This is a genomic window from Paraburkholderia sp. EG286B (genome assembly GCF_040965655.1).
In the GTDB taxonomy this organism is placed as follows: domain Bacteria; phylum Pseudomonadota; class Gammaproteobacteria; order Burkholderiales; family Burkholderiaceae; genus Paraburkholderia.
This window is the reverse complement of sequence record NZ_JBFRCF010000016.1, coordinates 65605-81789: the sequence shown is the minus strand read 5'-3', so window position 1 is coordinate 81789 and position 16185 is coordinate 65605. Positions and strand designations below refer to the sequence as shown.

The window sequence follows — 16185 nt, the reverse complement described above, 5'->3', positions numbered from 1 at the left end:
AGAATATGGATTTTCGCGTAGACCCCGCCGACATTGCGTTCCGCGAAGAAGTTCGGGCTTTTCTTAAAGAGCACCTGCCGGCGGATATGGCGTTTCGCGGCCAGCAGGGCTTCCTCGCAGGCGACGACGATTCGCAGCGCTGGACCCGCATTCTGCATGAAACACGCGGATGGTCGGTGCCGCATTGGCCCATCGCCGATGGCGGCACGGGCTGGACCGCGATGCAGCGCTACATCTTCGAGGAAGAGTGCTATCTGGCGGGCGCTCCAACGCAGAATCAGGCGGGTGTATCGCTCGTCGGACCCGTGATTTGCGAGTTCGGAAACGAAGAGCAGAAGCGCCGCTTTCTTCCACCGATTCAGCGCGGCGAAGTGTTCTGGGTGCAGGGCTTTTCGGAGCCGGGTTCGGGCTCCGATCTCGCGTCGCTGCGCACGACGGCGGTTCGCGATGGAGACCACTACATCGTCAACGGACAAAAGATCTGGACGAGCTTTGGCGCCTATGGCCAATGGAACTTCGTGCTGGTACGAACGGACAGCGAAGCGAAGCCGCAGAAGGGCATTTCATTCCTGCTGCTCGACATGGCGACGCCGGGTGTCACAGTGCGGCCCATCGGGTCGCTCGACGGTTGTCATCACCTGGCCGAAGTGTTTTACGACAACGTGCGCGTGCCCGCCGAAAACCTGATCGGCGAAGTGAACAAAGGCTGGGGATATACGAAGTTTCTGCTCTTTAACGAACGTGCGTTCCTCGGCGCCGAAGCACCGGCGCTCAAGCGTTATCTGCGCAAGATCCGGCACTACGCGTCGCGCGAGCGCGCGGCGGGCAGGCCATTGATCCAGGACCCCACGTTTGCCTCGCGTCTCGCGCAGCATGAACTGGAGGTTCGGGCGATCGATATGGCGGTGCAGAAGATTCTGCATCAAGGGATCGACGAGCGTAGCGGCGGCATGGCAATCGGGTCCATGCTCAAGGTGCGAGGCTCGGAACTTCACCAGAAGCTCACGGAAATGTTGCTGGAGGTGATTGGCGACTACGGCGCCGTGTTCTACCCCGATCCGAACGAGGAACATGCACTGCGCGACGCGTCGTTTATCGGGCCCGAATACGCGCCGGGCCTCGCCGCCGAGGTTTTCTACCGGCGCGCGTGCACGATCTACGGCGGCACGGCCGAAATCCAGCGCAACATCATCGCGAAGGCGATGTTCGATCTGTGACGCCTGCGTCGATCCAGGAACAGCCGTCGATCCCCGTTACGGGTGATCGCATCAATTGCCGGTAGATAGAGGGTGCAGCATGGACTTCGAGTTGAGCGACGAACAGCGGATGCTGCAGGAAAGCGCGCAGCGCTTCGTGCAAAAGAGCTATACGTTCGAACATCGCAGCAATCTGGCTTCGCAACGCGGCGGTTTCTCGCGTGAGACATGGCGCGTGCTCGCAGAAATGGGCTGGCTTGGCATCGCGGTGCCGGAGGAAATGGGCGGGCTCGGTTTCTCGCCGGTGGAGAGCGCCATCGTGGCCGAGCAGATCGGGCGCGCACTGGTGCTCGAACCCTACGTGATGTGTGGCGTTTTTCCGGCCTCGCTCGTCACGCGCTGCGGGCGCGAAGGACAGCGCGAAACCATGCTCGGGGAAATCGTCTCCGGCGAAGCCGTTTATGCGGTCGCGCACAGCGAGCGCGAGGCGCGAGGCCAGGTGCACTACGTCACGGCCACGGCGCAGAAGACGGCAGACGGCGCCTGGCGCCTGGACGGCTACAAAACGCTCGTGGTAGGTGCACCCGTTGCCGACCGGCTGCTTGTCGTCGCTCGCACCGCGGGTGCGGCCGGTGACAAGGACGGCATCGGTATTTTTCTCGTCGATCCGAAGCAGGCGGGCGTGACGCTCAAGACGTGCGCACTGCTCGACGGCACGCCGTCGGCCGATCTGCTGCTCGATGGCGTGATCGTGGCAGATGCCGATGTCGTCGGCGAGCCAGGGCGCGCTTACGAAGGACTACAGGCCGCAGTTGACGAAGCCATCGTTGCGATTTGCGCGGAACTTGTGGGCGATATGGAAGACGCCATTGAACTCGCTTCGGACTACCTGAAAACACGCAAGCAGTTCGGCGTTCCAATTGGCAGCTTCCAGGCGCTGCAACACCGTATGGCCGACATGGCGATCGATGCCATGCAGGCGCGCGCAACACTGCACCGTGCATTGCTTGCGCTCAGCGAGGACAGCACGAAGCGAAGCGTGGAGATCTCAGGCTGCAAGGCGCAGACCACGCGCAGTGCGAAGTTCGTCACGCAGCAAGGCATTCAGTTGCACGGCGGTTATGGCATCACGAACGAATACAAGGTAGGTCATCACTATCGCCGCCATCTCGTGCTCGACGCGTTGTTCGGCAACATGGACTATCACCTGAATCGCTACGCGTGCCAGATTCAACACGAGGCATTGGCGGCGACGGCTTGAACCTTATCGAGGCACTGCCATGGACGCAACAAGAACCGATCTGCTCGGCACGACGCGTGAGGACGCCGTTCTCACGCTTACACTGAACCGGCCCGAGGCGCGCAATGCGCTGAACCTTGCGTTGACCGAAGCGCTGGTCGAAGCACTGCGCCGCTTCGAAGCCGACGAAAGCCTGCGCGTGCTGATTGTGACGGGCGCCGATCCGGCCTTTTGCTCGGGGCTCGACCTCAATGACTTCTCGGCGCCCGATGCACCCCGCGCGCGAGTCGCGGAAATGATCGACATGTGGCCGCGCGTCACCAAGCCAGTAATCGCGGCGGTGAACGGCGCCGCCGTTACCGGCGGGTTCGAGCTTGCAATGGGATGCGATTTCATCCTTGCGTCCGAGCGAGCGCGCTTTGCCGACACGCACGCGAAAATCGGCGCGCTCGCAGGCGGCGGCATGACAGCGCGGCTGCCCTATATCGTGGGCCCGAGGTGGGCCAAGCAGATCAGCCTGACGAGCGAGCCGATCGACGCGGCAACCGCGTTGCGGATTGGCCTTGTGAACGAGGTGGTGGGTCACGATCAGTTGATGGAGCGGGCACAGGCGGTTGCGAAGACGATTGCGAGCCGCCGTCCCGACCTCCTCGCAACCGTCAAGCAGGTGATCGATCAGGGCGCGCTGGCAACACTCCAGGATGCCTTGCGCATCGAGAAGGCCGCGCTAGCGGAACGAAAGCAACGCGGCGGCATGGCGTGGCAAGGGCAGAAGTAATCGATCCGCCGAACAAGGCGCGTAACCCGGGCGCGGTAGCGCCGGCTCATCCAGCAACTTTTGCCACGACGGCAAACATGACAAATCTATACGGCCTTCCAGACGATATTCAAGTCACGGCAGATGGCGGCCTGCGCATCGTCACGCTCAACCGGCCCGACGATCTGAACGCGTCGACTACGGAGATGTTGTTTAGCTATCCAAAGCTATTCGCGGCGCTCGCTGACGATCCCGAGGCGCGCGTGGGCATTCTCACGGGTGCGGGGCGGGCATTCAGCGCGGGCGGAGACATGAACCATTTCGTCAAGACGCTCGACGACCCTGAGTTCGCCCGGCGGGTTCAAGAGAACGCACGCCAGACCATACACGGTTTCATCGACGTACCGATTCCGATTATCGCAGCGGTCAACGGCCCTGCGGTGGGGTGGGGCGCGACGATGGCCACGTTGTGCGACATCGTTTTGATGTCCGAGAAATCGTTTCTGGCCGAACCGCATATCAACATCGGTCTAGTCGTGGGCGATGGTATTTCCGTAGCGTGGCCGCTCTACACGAGCCTGCTGCGGGCGAAGGAACTGATCTTTACGGGCGATCGCATCACTGCGCAGCAGGCGGTTGAATACGGACTCGCCAACCGCGTCGTGGAGCCGGGCAAGCTGATGGACGAAGCGTTGGCGCTTGCCGAAAAGCTGCTGAAGCAACCGCGTCACGCGCTGCGCGAAACCAAGAAGCTGATGAATCTCCACCTCCATCGCAGCGCGGCGCAGATGCTCGACACGACGCTTGCGAGGCAGCTTGCGGCAACGCTCAGCAATGAGCATCACGAGATTGCCTCGGCGTTCATCGCCCAGCAGAAACGCAAACAAGACTAATTCGGCACGGTAAAGCTCCTTCATCGGCACACCATTCTAATGTGGAGTATGCATGCGCTCTTCGCTTTTCGACCTGACCGATAAGGCCGCCATTGTCACCGGATCGAGTCGCGGTATTGGGTACGCCAGCGCGCTCGGCATGGCCGAGCATGGCGCAAAGGTCATCATTTCGGGCCGCAACGCCGACGCGTGCGAAACCGCCGCGCAAGCCATCAACGAGAAGATCGGCAGTCGCGTGGCGATGCCGTTTGCCTGCAACATCGGGCGCAAGGCCGAGCTGCAAAACCTCGTGGATGCAGCGAAAGGCGAGTGGGGCAGAGTCGATATCGTGATGGCCAATGCGGCAATTCATCCGTGGATCGGATCCGCCCTCGATCTGCAGGACGAAACGTTCAACAAGTTCATGCAAGTCAACGTGCAGAGCAATATCTGGCTCGCGCAGATGACCATGCCGGCCATGATCGAGCGCGGCTATGGCCGCTTCATTTCGGTGGCATCGGTGGTCGGTCTGTTCGGCGACGCCGTGACGGGAACCTACGGGCTCACCAAGGCCGCCGACATGCAACTGGTGCGAAACCTCGCGATGGAATTCGCAGCGAAGGGGGTCACTGCCAACTGCATTGCGCCAGGCACATTCAAGACAGAGATGGCGCGCTCGCAATGGGAAGACGAGGCGATGGTCGAATGGTACCGTGGCCGCAATCCGTCGCAGCGCTTCGGCGAGGTCGAGGAGATTGCCGGGCTCGCCGTGCTTCTGGCGTCGCCCTCGGGCGGCTATATCAATGGCCAGACGATCGCGGTGGACGGTGGCCACACGATTTCGTTTCGCTGATTTGCGCGAGGAAACCGCATCGTGCGCCCACAGATGTTCAAGACGCGAATCACCGATCTGCTCGGCATTCGCCACCCCATTCTTTGCGGCGGTCTCGGGCCACACGTGTCCGACGCTCGATATGTCGCCGCCGTCGTCAATGCAGGCGGCATGGGGTTTATCGTCGGCGCCGGCTTTCCCGATGCCGACGAATTTCGCAACGAGTTGCGGACCTGTCGTGGACTCAGCGGTGCGAAGAACTTCGGCGTCAATCTGTACATATCGCGGCAAGCGGGTGGCGTGGAGCGCGTCAAGCAACAGATCCGCATTCTGATTGAAGAGAAAGTCGCCTGCGTGGAAACGGCGGGTGCGAGTCCAGAAGCGGTCGTGCCCATGCTCAAGGAGGCGGGCATCAAGGTTTTGCACAAGGTGCCCGCTGTGCGCTATGCACATACGGCCGTGCGAATGGGTGTCGACGGTGTGATCGTCGTCGGTAATGAATGCGGCGGCCACCCCGGCATTTATCAGATCGGCAGCATCGTGCAGGCCGCGCAAGCGCCGCGGGAAGTTGGCTTGCCCGTCGTGATTGGCGGCGGCATCGGTACGGGGCGTCAGCTTGCAGGCGTGCTGGCGATGGGGGCCGACGCCGTCATCATGGGCACGCGCATGATGGTTGCCGAGGAGCTGTGGATTCATCCCGAGGTCAAGGCGAAGGTGGTGGCGGGCGACGGCAGCGAGAGCGTCGTGGTCAAGTCTGCGATCCGTGATCACCATCGCGTGCTGCGCAACGAGAGCGCTGAGGCGGTCCTCGAACTGGATCGCGCGCAGGTGACCGAGTTCGAGCAATTCCGTCCTCACGTGATGGGCGCGCTCGCGCACGATGCCTACGTGACTGGCGACATCCGCAAGGGCATGATCGACTACGGCCACGCTGCAGTCTTTGCCGATGCGGTGAGGAACGTCGAAGCCATCTTCGACGAGATGATCGACGACGCGGTAGCAGCGTCGAACCGGCTGGGCAAACTGATGATGTAGAAAGTCATGGCGACGATAGAGCTTGCAGCGGGTCTGGCAGGTCCGGCACACGTGGCCCCTGGGCTACAATCTCACGCGTACTGGTTTCAATACCGGCAATGCATACGCAATCTCTATCGGCACGCCATGAACGCAGTGAAAAGGCCGCAGGCCACGCTTGACGACGAGGCTTTGCCAGGTGCGAAGCGGGGCCGCCCATTCAAGGCCGACGCGGCGAAGCGCCAGGACGAACTGCTCGATCACACACTGGAGCAGTTCATGGCTGTGGGCTATCGAGCCGCGACTATGGACGGCATTGCGGCCTCGTTTGGCGCGAGCAAGTCCACGATCTACCGGCGCTATGGAAGCAAGGCCGGTCTGCTGAGCGCGGCGATGGAGCGCGGCGTTCCGCTGCTACTCGATCCGCTTGCCCAGGTCTCCACCGATGCTCGCCGCTCGCCGCGCTCGGTTCTGCGCGATTACGGCGAAATCATTCAGTCTTATCACGCCGATCCGAGCATACGCGCGATGTGGCGGGCGGTAAGTGAGGCGAGAGAAGAACTGGGCGACATGCTGGGGCACGTTGTAGAACAGCAGGATAGGGCGCTGGCTCCCATCGCCGACTATCTCGCTACGCTGGCACGCAACGGAAAGATCGCTGTTGCCGAGCCGCGTGCGGCCGCTGCGTGTTTCGGCGCGCTGACGAGCGGCGGTCTCGCCAGCTTCCTCGGCGAGCCACCTCGCGAGAACGAGCGGCGAGGCGCGCTGGAGTTTGCACTCACGCTGTTCCTCGACGGCATACTGCCGCGCGCCACTGCCGGGAAATAGGTGAGGGCTCGCGCCGCTGCGCTAATCAAACAGTTTGCGCAGCGTGCCGCCCCTGGGAACGGGGAGCGTCGCGCCCTCATCGTAAGGCCAGCGCAGCATGCCCAGTGCGGCCGCGACACCGCCGTCCACATGCAACACCTGACCTGTGATCGACCTCGCGAGATCGGATGCGAGGAACAGCACTGCATTGGCGAGATCGTCCGCAACCGGAGGCGTTTGCAGCGGGATGTACATCTGGAAGGCCTTTGACCACCATTCAGGCGGCGCCTCTGCGTTGAGCGAGCGCCAGGGCTCGGGAATGGCTGCGGCGTTGCCGGCGCTGGGCGTCGTGTCGGGCGCGATCATGTTCACGCGAATTCCGAGTGGGCCGAGTTCCCAGGCCATCGCCTTCGAAAAGTTCGTCGTTGCCGCTTTCGCGCCCGCGTAGACGGCAAAACCACCAGCGCCGCGATGTGCTTCGATGGTCGTGAAAATCACGATCGATCCGCCGCGGCCGCTGCGCCGCAATAGCGGCACCGCGTGGCGCATGGATTCGACTACGTAGCCGAAATTGCGCTGAACGTCGTCGGCGCAATCGCGCTCCGTGCGTTCCATGAATGGCTGCATGCACGTGCCACCAACCACGTTGACAAGCACATCGATGCCGTCGAAAAAGCGCGCGGTCTCACCATAGAACTGCGCGAGTTGGTCACTCCGTGTGGCGTCCGCATGCAACGCAAACACGCGGTGACCCATCGCTCGCAAGTCCGACGATGTGCTCGTAATGTTTTTGTCATCGACGTCGCAAAACGCGATGTCAACACCCGCCTCGCCGAGCGCCAGCGCGACCGCTCTGCCAATTCCTGCCGCGCCGCCAATCAACACGGCTCTGCGTCCTTCAAGCGCGCTTCTGCGATCCAGAATTTCCATCGGCTGCTCCTGTCATAGTGATGTGAGTGAACGAGAACATGTCAGAATCCGCGTATTGAATAATGGTACTGACGGTGCTATTGTTTCTCAAGGATATCAAAGCAAAGTGCGGAAGACGTCGATCCATGGAGGAACCTGCGTGACCGACATCGAACGACTCCTTGCAATCGAGGAGATCAAGCAACTCAAAGCGCGCTATCTGCGCAGCGTCGATACGAAAGACTGGGAAGCATTCGGCGCCGTGTTCGCGCCTGATGGCCAACTCGACATCAGCGACGATGTGCCCGGATGCATTCTCGCGGGCAGAGAGAACATCGTGCGCGCGGTCAGCGTGCCGCTTGCTGGATGCGTGAGCGTTCATCACGGCCATTGCCCAGAGATCGATATCACGTCGAGCACGACGGCGAACGGCACGTGGGCAATGGAAGACATGTTGCGCTGGGGGGCGGAGTCGGCGTATCCGAATCGCACGCTGCATGGTTACGGCCACTACGTCGAGACCTACGAGAAGGCTGGTGGTCAGTGGCTCATCAAGCGCATGAAACTGCGGCGACTACGCGTCGATGTCGGGGCGCATGCATGAACGCAAAACACCTACCGGATGCGGAGTCGACGATTCGGTTCGACGGCCGCGTTGCGATTGTCACCGGCGCGGGAAGCGGGTTAGGACGTGACTATGCGAAGGCGTTGGCGGCGCGCGGCGCCGCCGTTATCGTCAACGACCTGGGAACCGATCCGCGCGGCAACGTAGTTTCCGGCACGGGTGCGCGCAGCGCGGCTCAGCGTGTCGTCGATGAAATCGAGGCCGCTGGCGGCAACGCGATTGTCTGCCATGAGAGTTGCGCAACGCGAACCGGCGGGGCCGCAATCGTGGAGGCGGCACTGGGCGCGTTTGGCAGAGTGGATGTGCTCATTCACAACGCCGGGTTTCTGTGCAACGCGCCATTCGAGGCACTTACCGACGAGCAGATCCGCTCGATCATGGACGTTCACCTCATGGCGGCGTTCTATGTCGGTCAGCCGGCTTGGCGGGCGATGCAGGCCGGGAAATACGGGCGCATCGTCCTGACCAGTTCCGCGGCCGCCATGTTCGGTTCGGTGTGGCAAGCCAACTACGGCGCCGCGAAAGCGGGCCTCGTGGGGCTCATGAACGGTCTTGGCGTGGAAGGGGTGAAGTACGGCATCCATGTAAACGGACTCCTTCCCTGCGGCGCCAGCCGGCTGGGTCAGGGCAGCGATGAATGGCCTGCCGATTTTCACGACGGCATGCCAAAAGATTTCGCGCTGGTCGCACCGGGCATCCGCAACGAATTTGTCGTGCCGATGGCGATATGGCTGGCGAGTGAGCGGTGCAAGGCCAATCGCGCGCTCTACACGGCCACGGGCGGCCGATTTGCGCGCGTTTTCGTCGGTGAGGGCAACGGCTGGCTGAGCCGGCACGACAGTCCTCCGTCGCCGGAAGACATCGAACGGCATCTCGTCGAAATCGATGACACCACACGGTTCGATCAACCGAAGAGCGTCTGGGAAGAGTTCGAATCGATCATCAGCGGCTATCGGGCGACGGCGAAGCAGCGGCCGGAAGAGGCTCGGCCTGTGACCATCGAAAGGAAGGAGCGAGACATGGAGAAGCGATCGTGACACGCAGAATCGGCATCATCGGCGCCAACTGGAGCCTGAAAGTGCACGGCAGCGCCTGGCGGCTGCTGCCGGATGTGGAGGTGGCGGCGGTCTGTACCGCGCACCGCGAGACGGCCGAAGCGGCGGCGCAGGCATTCGGCGTGCCACGCGCGTATTGGAACGTCGCCGATCTCGTCGCCGATCCGACGCTCGACATCATCGATGTGGGCAGCCGGCCCGCGTATCGCTATGACATGGTGATGGCGGCGCTCAACGCCGGTAAGCACGTGTATGACGCGCTGCCCTTTGCGGTCGATACGGAGCATGCCGTTGCGCAGAGCGAACTCGCGGCGAAGAAGGGGCTGGTTGGGGTCGTCGATGCGCAGTTCCGCTGGGTGCCGGCAGCGATGCACATGCAGGCACTGATTGCTGAAGGTTTCCTTGGCGAACCGCTCGGATTCAATTTCCAGCTGCTTCAGCCGCTGCGCAACCACGATGGTTTCATCTATCCGCACGCCTCCTATCCCGGCGGCGGCGTTTCGCCCTACAAATGGCTTGCCGACTCGCAAAGCGGCGGCAGCGCATGGCGAAATTTCGGCAGCCACATGGTGCTCCTGCTCATGCCGCTGCTCGGGCGGGTGAAGTCGGCTGCCGGTTCGGACACTACGGGCATCAAGCAATGGCGCTTGCCGGACGGCAGCGTATTCACGCCGGACACCGCCGATCTCGGCTGTAGCGTGCTGCGCATGGAAAACGGCGCGCTAGGCACGGTCCAGACGAGCTGGGCTGTGGCCGACGGTCCCGGCATCCGCGTAGAACTGTGGGGAACGAAAGGGCGCTTGCTCTATGTCGATCCCACGTTTGGCGACGGGGTTTCATCGCGTCTTTATGCGGGCAAGCCGGAGCCATTTGAATTCGGTACTGCGGGAGGCGAATGGCTTGAAACGCCTTCACATTATTTCGCAGTACCCGGAACGGGGTTCTCGAAGGAGAATGCGCCTTCGTATATGGTTTCAATGGGATGGATGTTTCACGACATGCTCCAGGCCATCGAGCAAAAACGCGCACCGTCACCCAGCTTCGAGGAAGCCACGCACGCGCACCGGGTGGTGGAGGCGGTGATCGAATCCGGCCGCAGCGGGCGGTGGATCGAGATCGGCGACCGTTGAGGCTAGCGGGGCGAACGCGGTCGCTATTCGAGCCACGTTCTGATCCCCGCGATGTACTCGGTCATTTGCCCGCGAGCGTGGTCCCTGTCGCGGGCGATGATTGCGCACGCAATCTCGTGATGGTATGCCTTGATTCTCGCGACGACCCGGTCCCGCTCGGGTCGGCTGCGCCGGTGAACGTGGAATGGGCGTCGGCCAGTTGGAGGACGATGCCGTCGAAAAGGCGCAGGGTGGGATCGCCGCACAATTCGGCCAGCAGGAAATGAAATCGCAGGAGTGAATCGGCCGCTGCGCCGCCGTCGAGTTGCGCTTCGGCCTGCACCTGGTCACGCAGACGTTGTTCTCCTTCCCGATCGAGCCGTTCCATGACGAGATCCAGAGTGGCCAATTCGAGTACACGGCGCGTCGCAAGAATATCGCGCGGCGCAATGCCCGCATACTCCAGATAGACGCCGACGGCCTGCATCGTTGCGTTCAGGTCCGGCCGGGCGACGATTACGCTGCCGCCGGTGCCACGCTGCACCCTCACGATAGAGTGGTGCTCGAGCAGATGAATCGCCCCGCGCACCGTGGCGCGGCTTGCTCCGTGGATTTTCATGAGATCCTGTTCCGAGCCGAGAGGCAGTCCCTCAGGCCATCCCTGGTCGATGATGTGCTTCAGGAGCGACAAGAAGAGCGTCTGGGCACGCGTGATCGGTGCGCCGAGCGAATTGCGCTTGCGGCGTGGCTCAACGGCTGGCGAGTGCACAGGTGTCATTGCTGCCAGCATCGAGAGCCATTGCTGGCGAGGGGCTTCGCCAGGGTGCCTGCCTTCGAGCAGCTTCTCGCGGCGTTGCGCGGCGAATTGGTTGAAGAGTGCGACGTCGGCTGCCGGCACGATAAGTGTCAGGCTCACCATGCCTTCGGTCTTCATGCGGGTTCGATATTCGGCGACACGTTCGGCGGAGGATTTCGGCATGTCCAGACTTGGAGTAATGAAAAGTGAACATTGTTCAATACAGTGTACGCGATCGTTACATGTAACGAACTCTCTTTCCGCAATGGTGGCGTGCGCTACCGCGCAACTGCGAAAGTCGATAAATCAATGCGGTAGCTGCGATACGAGCCTGCCTGTTTCTCCACTGGCGCACGTCTGATGAGGTGGACGAATCAACCGGTTTTCTCCGTGAGCCGGTATACCTATAGTGGTGGGTCCTACAAATACCTCACCACGACGATGGACACTTCAACCATGAGCGACACTCAACCCACCATGCCGCGCCGCGGCGATTTTGGCTGGCAACCTCTCGTCAGCGCCTTCGAGCCCACCATCGAGGATATGTTGTCCAACCGCGCCTACTTCGGCATGCCGCCCGAAGCGCTCTACCTGTGGGGGACGCTACGCGACGAGGACGGTGAGATCTACTGTCCAATGCGACGCATTCCCGCTGGCCTGAATACCGACGCGAAGGACACGCGCCGGCGTTTCTACCTGTGTACGACGCTTGGCCACGACGACGGCTTGCATATGCATCCGGTCGGCAAGACATCGGTGCCCAACGACGGCTTTACGCGATCGCTCGAAGAGGGGCGCATCCACTGGTGCAGCCATCCGCAAGCGCCTGGCAACCGTTTCCACGTCACCTGGACACCCGACGACTGCAGCTGGTACGAGGAGAACGCGATGGATATCAAAGGCAAGCTGGTGAAGCCCGGCATGCACTGGTATCTGCCGGGCCGCGATGCTGGCATGTATTACGTCGCGAACATCTTCGAGATGGAAGGTACGATTCTCGGCAAGAAGGTGCGCGGCATGATCGGCTTTGATCCGATCCATATGTACCAGGGCGGCGAAATCTACAAAACGAAAGACGCCCTGGTACAGGAGAAACTGGAACTCGTCTGGTACACATGGGCCACGCGATACAGGGATGGCAGTATCGACTTTGGGCACTTCACGCTCGGCAACGACATGTTCGGCTTTGCGATTCTCGGCAACGAAAAGGGCGAGGTGCGCTTCACTTATGACGTGACCGGCACGGTCGACTTCGGCGCGAATGGCTACTGGCAGGAGGGTATCCGCTACTCGGCCTTTGGCGACGAGTGGGAGTTCGTGCCCGATCCGCGCGGGCGTCTCGTCGGTCTTGGGACGCTCAAGAATCCGCAGGTGGACGGGCGCTGGCGGCGTGTAGGAGACAGACGCGAGCCCGACGTATGGTTCGCGTGGGGCGAAGCGGCGCCGGAGCATGGCAGCCGCCCCATGAACCGGCTACCGGGACTTGGCACGCGTGTCGGCGTGAATTTCCGCAAGTACTAAACGTCAACTGCAACGCGGCAAGCGCACGCAGGGCGACGCCAAAACCAGGCGTCGCCCTGCATGCCATTCTCCCGCTTACTTCACGTACTTACGGAACTCCGGCTTGCGCTTTTCGCGGAACGCGTTGCCGCCTTCCTTCGATTCGTCCGTGTCGTAATACATTGCGAGCGCTTGCATTGCGAACGCACCGATGCCGCGAATATTCTCGGTATCGATATTGAACGAACGCTTCGCCAGCGCAATGGCGGTGGGGCTCATATGCAGAATCTCGTCGCACCACTTTTTCGTTTCGGCGTCGAGTTGCTCGGGCGGCACGGCCGCATTGATGAGGCCCCAGTCGAGTGCCTCTTTCGCGCTGTATTTGCGGCACAAGTACCAGATTTCCCGTGCGCGCTTCTCGCCGATGATCCGCGCGAGGTACGCGGTGCCGAAGCCCGGATCGACCGAACCCACCTTCGGGCCGACCTGGCCGAAGATCGCGGTTTCGGAAGCGATCGCGAGGTCGCAGATCGTCACGAGCACGTTGCCGCCGCCGATCGCGTAGCCGTTCACGCGTGCGATCACCGGCTTCGGAATGTCGCGGATAATGCTTTGCAGTTCCTCGATTGGCAGGCCCACGGTGCCGCGCCCGTTGTAGCCGTCGCCGGACTGGTCGCCGCCGGTGCAGAACGCCTTTTCGCCCGCACCGGTGAGCACCACGACGCCGATGTCCTTGTTCCATCCCGCGAGACCGAAGGCCTTGATGAGCTCTTCGCAGGTATTGGCGTTAAATGCGTTATAGACGTTGGGGCGATTGATGGTGATCGTCGCGACGCCGTCCGCTTCCTTGTAGATAATGTCCCTGAATTCCATGTCGTATTCCGAGGTTGTTTGTTGAGCAGGTTTGGGGCGGCGTTTAGCCGGCCATCGTCAGGCCGCCGGACACGCTGATGACCTGGCCACTGATGAAAGCGGCGTCGTCGCTCGCGAGGAAGGCAACCGTGCCAGGGATATCGCCCGGCTCGCCCATGCGGCCAAAAGGCACGGCCTTCACGAGCGCCGCCTTGATGCGCTCGCCTTTCTCGCCTTGGGCGAGGTTGTCGAGCAGCGGGGTCGCGGTGGGGCCGGGGCACACGACGTTGACGGGAATATGCTGGCGGGCCATTTCGCGCGCCATGGTTTTCGTGAACGCGATGAGACCGCCTTTGCAGAACGAATAGACGGCTTCCATCGAAGAGCCCACGCGTCCCGCGTCCGACGAGATGTTCACGACGCGGCCACGCCCACGCTCAGCCATGCGCCGCAAGACGGCGTGGTGCATGTTCAGCGGTCCGTACAGATTGATCGCGACGACCTTGTCCCAGAACGGCTTCTCCGTTTGCAGGAAAAACGAACCCATGTCCCAGCCCGCGTTGTTGACGAGCACCTCGATCGGACCGAGGTCTTCCTCGACTTTGGCCACCGCGGCATGGACGCCTTCGTGATCCGTGATGTCGACGCGGTACGCACGCGCCTTGCCACCCGCCGCCTCGATTTCTGCCGCGACACGTGCCGCGCCTTGTTCGTTCAGATCGAACAGCGCGACGGTCGAGCCTTCCTCGCCGAATCGCTTGCTGATGGCGGTTCCGATCCCGCCCGCGGCGCCGGTTACGACGACGACCTTCTCCTTGAGCCCCTTCATTGATTCCCTCCGTGATGTGCGAGGCGCTTTCGCGCCAGTTAGTCTTTGCTCAACGCTTCCGTAACGGCTTCGCCTTTTCCCGTGGCACGGGCGACGAGCGCGCTGGCTTCGCTCGCGCTATAGCCCGCTTCGATCAGGACTTCGATGCTGTGCTCGCCGAGATTCGGTGGCAGATAGCGAACGTTGCCGGGCGACTCGGAGAAGTGCACCGGGATCGAGGTCATGATCATGTCGCCTTCGGTCGGGTGATCGAAGCGCTGGAAGAAGCCGGTTTCCCTGATGTACGCATCGTGCATCAGGTCTTTCAGGTCGCGTACGGGACCGTGCGGAACGTCTGCTGAGGCAAAAATGGCGTTCCATTCGGCCGTGGTCTTATTGCGTATGGCGTCGCCGACGATGCGGTACAACTCGTTGATGTTGCGCATGCGCTCGGTCATGTGGCAGAAACGCGGGTCGTCCAGCAAATGCGCTGCATCGATTGCGCACAGCACGCGGCGCCATTGCTCGTTGTTCACCGCCAGCAGGCAGATATGGCCGTCTTTCGTCGCATAGGGCCGGCGGTACAGCGAGAACATGCGCGGATAGCCGAGCCCGGTGCCGTCATTGGAGCCCAGCGCGCCTTCCCAGAGATGCTCGAAAAGATTGAACTGCAGCATCGTCTCGAACATCGGCACATGGACGAGCTGACCGAGGCCGGTACGCTCGCGGTGATAGAGCGCCATGCCAATTGAGGAGGCCAGCACGTAACCGCAGAACTTGTCGACGATCACGGTGGGGAAGTAGCGCGGCGAGCCGTCAGCGTCACGGTTCATCGCGGCAATGCCGGTTTCGCCCTGGATCACGTCGTCGAAGGCGGGGCGGTCCTTGTAGGGGCCGTCGATGCGGTAGCCGGCGCCCGACGCGTAGACGATGCGCGGGTTGCGCGCCCGTACGGCTTCGTAGCCGATGCCGAGCCGCTCGGCGGCGCTCGGACGCATGCTGTGCACGATGACGTCGGCCGTTTCGACAAGCTTGAGCAGCGCGTCGCGGCACTCGGCCTGTTTGAGGTTCAGGATCACGCTCCGCTTGTTGCGGTTCATGATCGTATAGAACACGGCCATGTCGGGATTGCGGCCGGGGCCGTTCTTGCGGTTCTGGTCGCCTTCGGGCGGTTCGATCTTGATGACGTCCGCACCCATGTCGCCGAGCAGCTGTGTGGCGACCGGACCGAGCACGTTGATGGTCAGGTCGATCACGCGCACACCGGCTAACGGGCCCGTGGCCCGTTCGAGGGGTTGTTGTGGATTTTCCATGCTCAGGCCTTGTATTCTTTGCCCTTCACGAGTCTGAGCGGCGTGTACACCATCACTTCCGTGCCGTCCTGCTTGATCACGCGATTACGCGTGCGTACGAGACCGAGTCCTGGGCGCCCGTTGCTGGGCCGGCATTCGATGACTTCGCATTCCACATGAATCGTGTCGCCCACGTAGGTGGGACCCTTGATATCCAGCTCCATGTTGAGGAACGCGAAGCCGACGCCCTGCATGGTGGCCTGCGTGAGCAGCCCCTCCATGAGCGTAAACACGAGTGCTCCCGGCGCGACGCGTCCCTTGATCGCGGACTGCTCCCTTAGAAACTCTGTGTTGGTAAACAGCACTTCCAGCATGCCGGTCACGGATACGAAATTCACGACGTCCGTTTCGGTGACTGTGCGGCCCACGGTCTTGAACTTGCGTCCAACGGGCAGGTCCTCCCAGTGGATACCCAAACCAACCGTTTCGACTTCTTCCATTGCCTGTCCTCTGTTGTTGTC

The 16185-nt window shown here is 61.9% G+C and carries 17 protein-coding genes; 11 read left to right on the top strand and 6 right to left on the bottom strand.

All coding sequences use genetic code 11. The features are described from left to right. Positions 1–5: 5 nt before the first annotated feature. From AB4Y42_RS29900 to AB4Y42_RS29870, 7 genes are all read left to right on the top strand, one after another. Complete coding sequence (locus AB4Y42_RS29900; protein ID WP_368696155.1) at positions 6–1217, top strand: acyl-CoA dehydrogenase family protein; 1212 nt, start codon at positions 6–8, stop codon at positions 1215–1217. A 79-nt stretch (positions 1218–1296) separates the two neighbouring features. Then, the gene (locus tag AB4Y42_RS29895; protein ID WP_069266505.1) at positions 1297–2457 is read left to right on the top strand and encodes an acyl-CoA dehydrogenase family protein; all 1161 of its coding nucleotides are present in this window, start codon (positions 1297–1299) and stop codon (positions 2455–2457) included. 19 nt (positions 2458–2476) lie between these two features. Next, positions 2477–3214 carry an enoyl-CoA hydratase gene (locus AB4Y42_RS29890; protein WP_368696154.1) on the top strand — a complete coding sequence of 246 codons (738 nt, stop codon included), beginning with the start codon at positions 2477–2479 and terminating at the stop codon, positions 3212–3214. 77 nt (positions 3215–3291) lie between these two features. Continuing rightward, positions 3292–4086 (top strand): enoyl-CoA hydratase/isomerase family protein, encoded by a 795-nt coding sequence (locus tag AB4Y42_RS29885; RefSeq protein WP_368696153.1) that lies wholly within the window; start codon positions 3292–3294, stop codon positions 4084–4086. A gap of 52 nt (positions 4087–4138) precedes the next feature. Further along, complete coding sequence (locus AB4Y42_RS29880) at positions 4139–4918, top strand: SDR family NAD(P)-dependent oxidoreductase (RefSeq protein ID WP_368696152.1); 780 nt, start codon at positions 4139–4141, stop codon at positions 4916–4918. 33 nt (positions 4919–4951) lie between these two features. Further along, on the top strand, positions 4952–5932 hold the full coding sequence (locus AB4Y42_RS29875; protein WP_368696151.1) for an NAD(P)H-dependent flavin oxidoreductase: 981 nt from the start codon (positions 4952–4954) through the stop codon (positions 5930–5932). A gap of 126 nt (positions 5933–6058) precedes the next feature. Then, positions 6059–6739 carry a TetR/AcrR family transcriptional regulator gene (locus tag AB4Y42_RS29870; protein ID WP_368687424.1) on the top strand — a complete coding sequence of 227 codons (681 nt, stop codon included), beginning with the start codon at positions 6059–6061 and terminating at the stop codon, positions 6737–6739. A gap of 21 nt (positions 6740–6760) precedes the next feature. On the opposite strand, the gene AB4Y42_RS29865 is transcribed toward AB4Y42_RS29870, so the two are convergent. Then, a complete protein-coding gene (locus AB4Y42_RS29865; RefSeq protein ID WP_368696150.1) occupies positions 6761–7648 on the bottom strand; it encodes an SDR family NAD(P)-dependent oxidoreductase in 888 nt (295 codons plus the stop codon). Between the two features lie 139 nt (positions 7649–7787). Between AB4Y42_RS29865 and AB4Y42_RS29860 the strand changes: the two genes are divergently transcribed. Genes AB4Y42_RS29860 through AB4Y42_RS29850 form a run of 3 tightly spaced genes read left to right on the top strand, consistent with a single transcriptional unit; the run spans position 7788 to position 10437 of the window. After that, on the top strand, positions 7788–8231 hold the full coding sequence (locus AB4Y42_RS29860) for a nuclear transport factor 2 family protein (protein ID WP_368696149.1): 444 nt from the start codon (positions 7788–7790) through the stop codon (positions 8229–8231). Next, positions 8228–9289 carry an SDR family NAD(P)-dependent oxidoreductase gene (locus AB4Y42_RS29855; RefSeq protein WP_368696148.1) on the top strand — a complete coding sequence of 354 codons (1062 nt, stop codon included), beginning with the start codon at positions 8228–8230 and terminating at the stop codon, positions 9287–9289. Before AB4Y42_RS29860 ends, AB4Y42_RS29855 begins: the two co-directional genes overlap by 4 nt. After that, a complete protein-coding gene (locus tag AB4Y42_RS29850) occupies positions 9286–10437 on the top strand; it encodes a Gfo/Idh/MocA family protein (RefSeq protein WP_368687428.1) in 1152 nt (383 codons plus the stop codon). Before AB4Y42_RS29855 ends, AB4Y42_RS29850 begins: the two co-directional genes overlap by 4 nt. A 61-nt stretch (positions 10438–10498) precedes the next feature. Here the strand turns inward: AB4Y42_RS29850 and AB4Y42_RS29845 are convergent, their stop codons facing one another. Continuing rightward, entirely contained in the window at positions 10499–11350 is an 852-nt protein-coding gene (locus AB4Y42_RS29845) for a FadR/GntR family transcriptional regulator (protein ID WP_368696147.1), read from the bottom strand. Positions 11351–11668: 318 nt separating this feature from the next. Between AB4Y42_RS29845 and AB4Y42_RS29840 the strand changes: the two genes are divergently transcribed. Beyond that, complete coding sequence (locus AB4Y42_RS29840) at positions 11669–12733, top strand: hypothetical protein (RefSeq protein ID WP_368696146.1); 1065 nt, start codon at positions 11669–11671, stop codon at positions 12731–12733. A 75-nt stretch (positions 12734–12808) separates the two neighbouring features. On the opposite strand, the gene AB4Y42_RS29835 is transcribed toward AB4Y42_RS29840, so the two are convergent. The 4 genes from AB4Y42_RS29835 to AB4Y42_RS29820 are packed head-to-tail and all read right to left on the bottom strand — an operon-like array spanning position 12809 to position 16164. Then, positions 12809–13585 carry an enoyl-CoA hydratase-related protein gene (locus AB4Y42_RS29835; protein ID WP_368687431.1) on the bottom strand — a complete coding sequence of 259 codons (777 nt, stop codon included), beginning with the start codon at positions 13583–13585 and terminating at the stop codon, positions 12809–12811. A gap of 43 nt (positions 13586–13628) precedes the next feature. Further along, positions 13629–14393, bottom strand: coding sequence for a glucose 1-dehydrogenase (locus tag AB4Y42_RS29830; protein WP_368687432.1), 765 nt, complete (start codon positions 14391–14393; stop codon positions 13629–13631). Positions 14394–14431: 38 nt separating this feature from the next. Beyond that, positions 14432–15685, bottom strand: coding sequence for a CaiB/BaiF CoA transferase family protein (locus AB4Y42_RS29825; RefSeq protein WP_368696145.1), 1254 nt, complete (start codon positions 15683–15685; stop codon positions 14432–14434). A gap of 2 nt (positions 15686–15687) precedes the next feature. Beyond that, the gene (locus tag AB4Y42_RS29820; RefSeq protein WP_069266515.1) at positions 15688–16164 is read right to left on the bottom strand and encodes a MaoC/PaaZ C-terminal domain-containing protein; all 477 of its coding nucleotides are present in this window, start codon (positions 16162–16164) and stop codon (positions 15688–15690) included. Between the last annotated feature and the right edge of the window lie 21 nt (positions 16165–16185).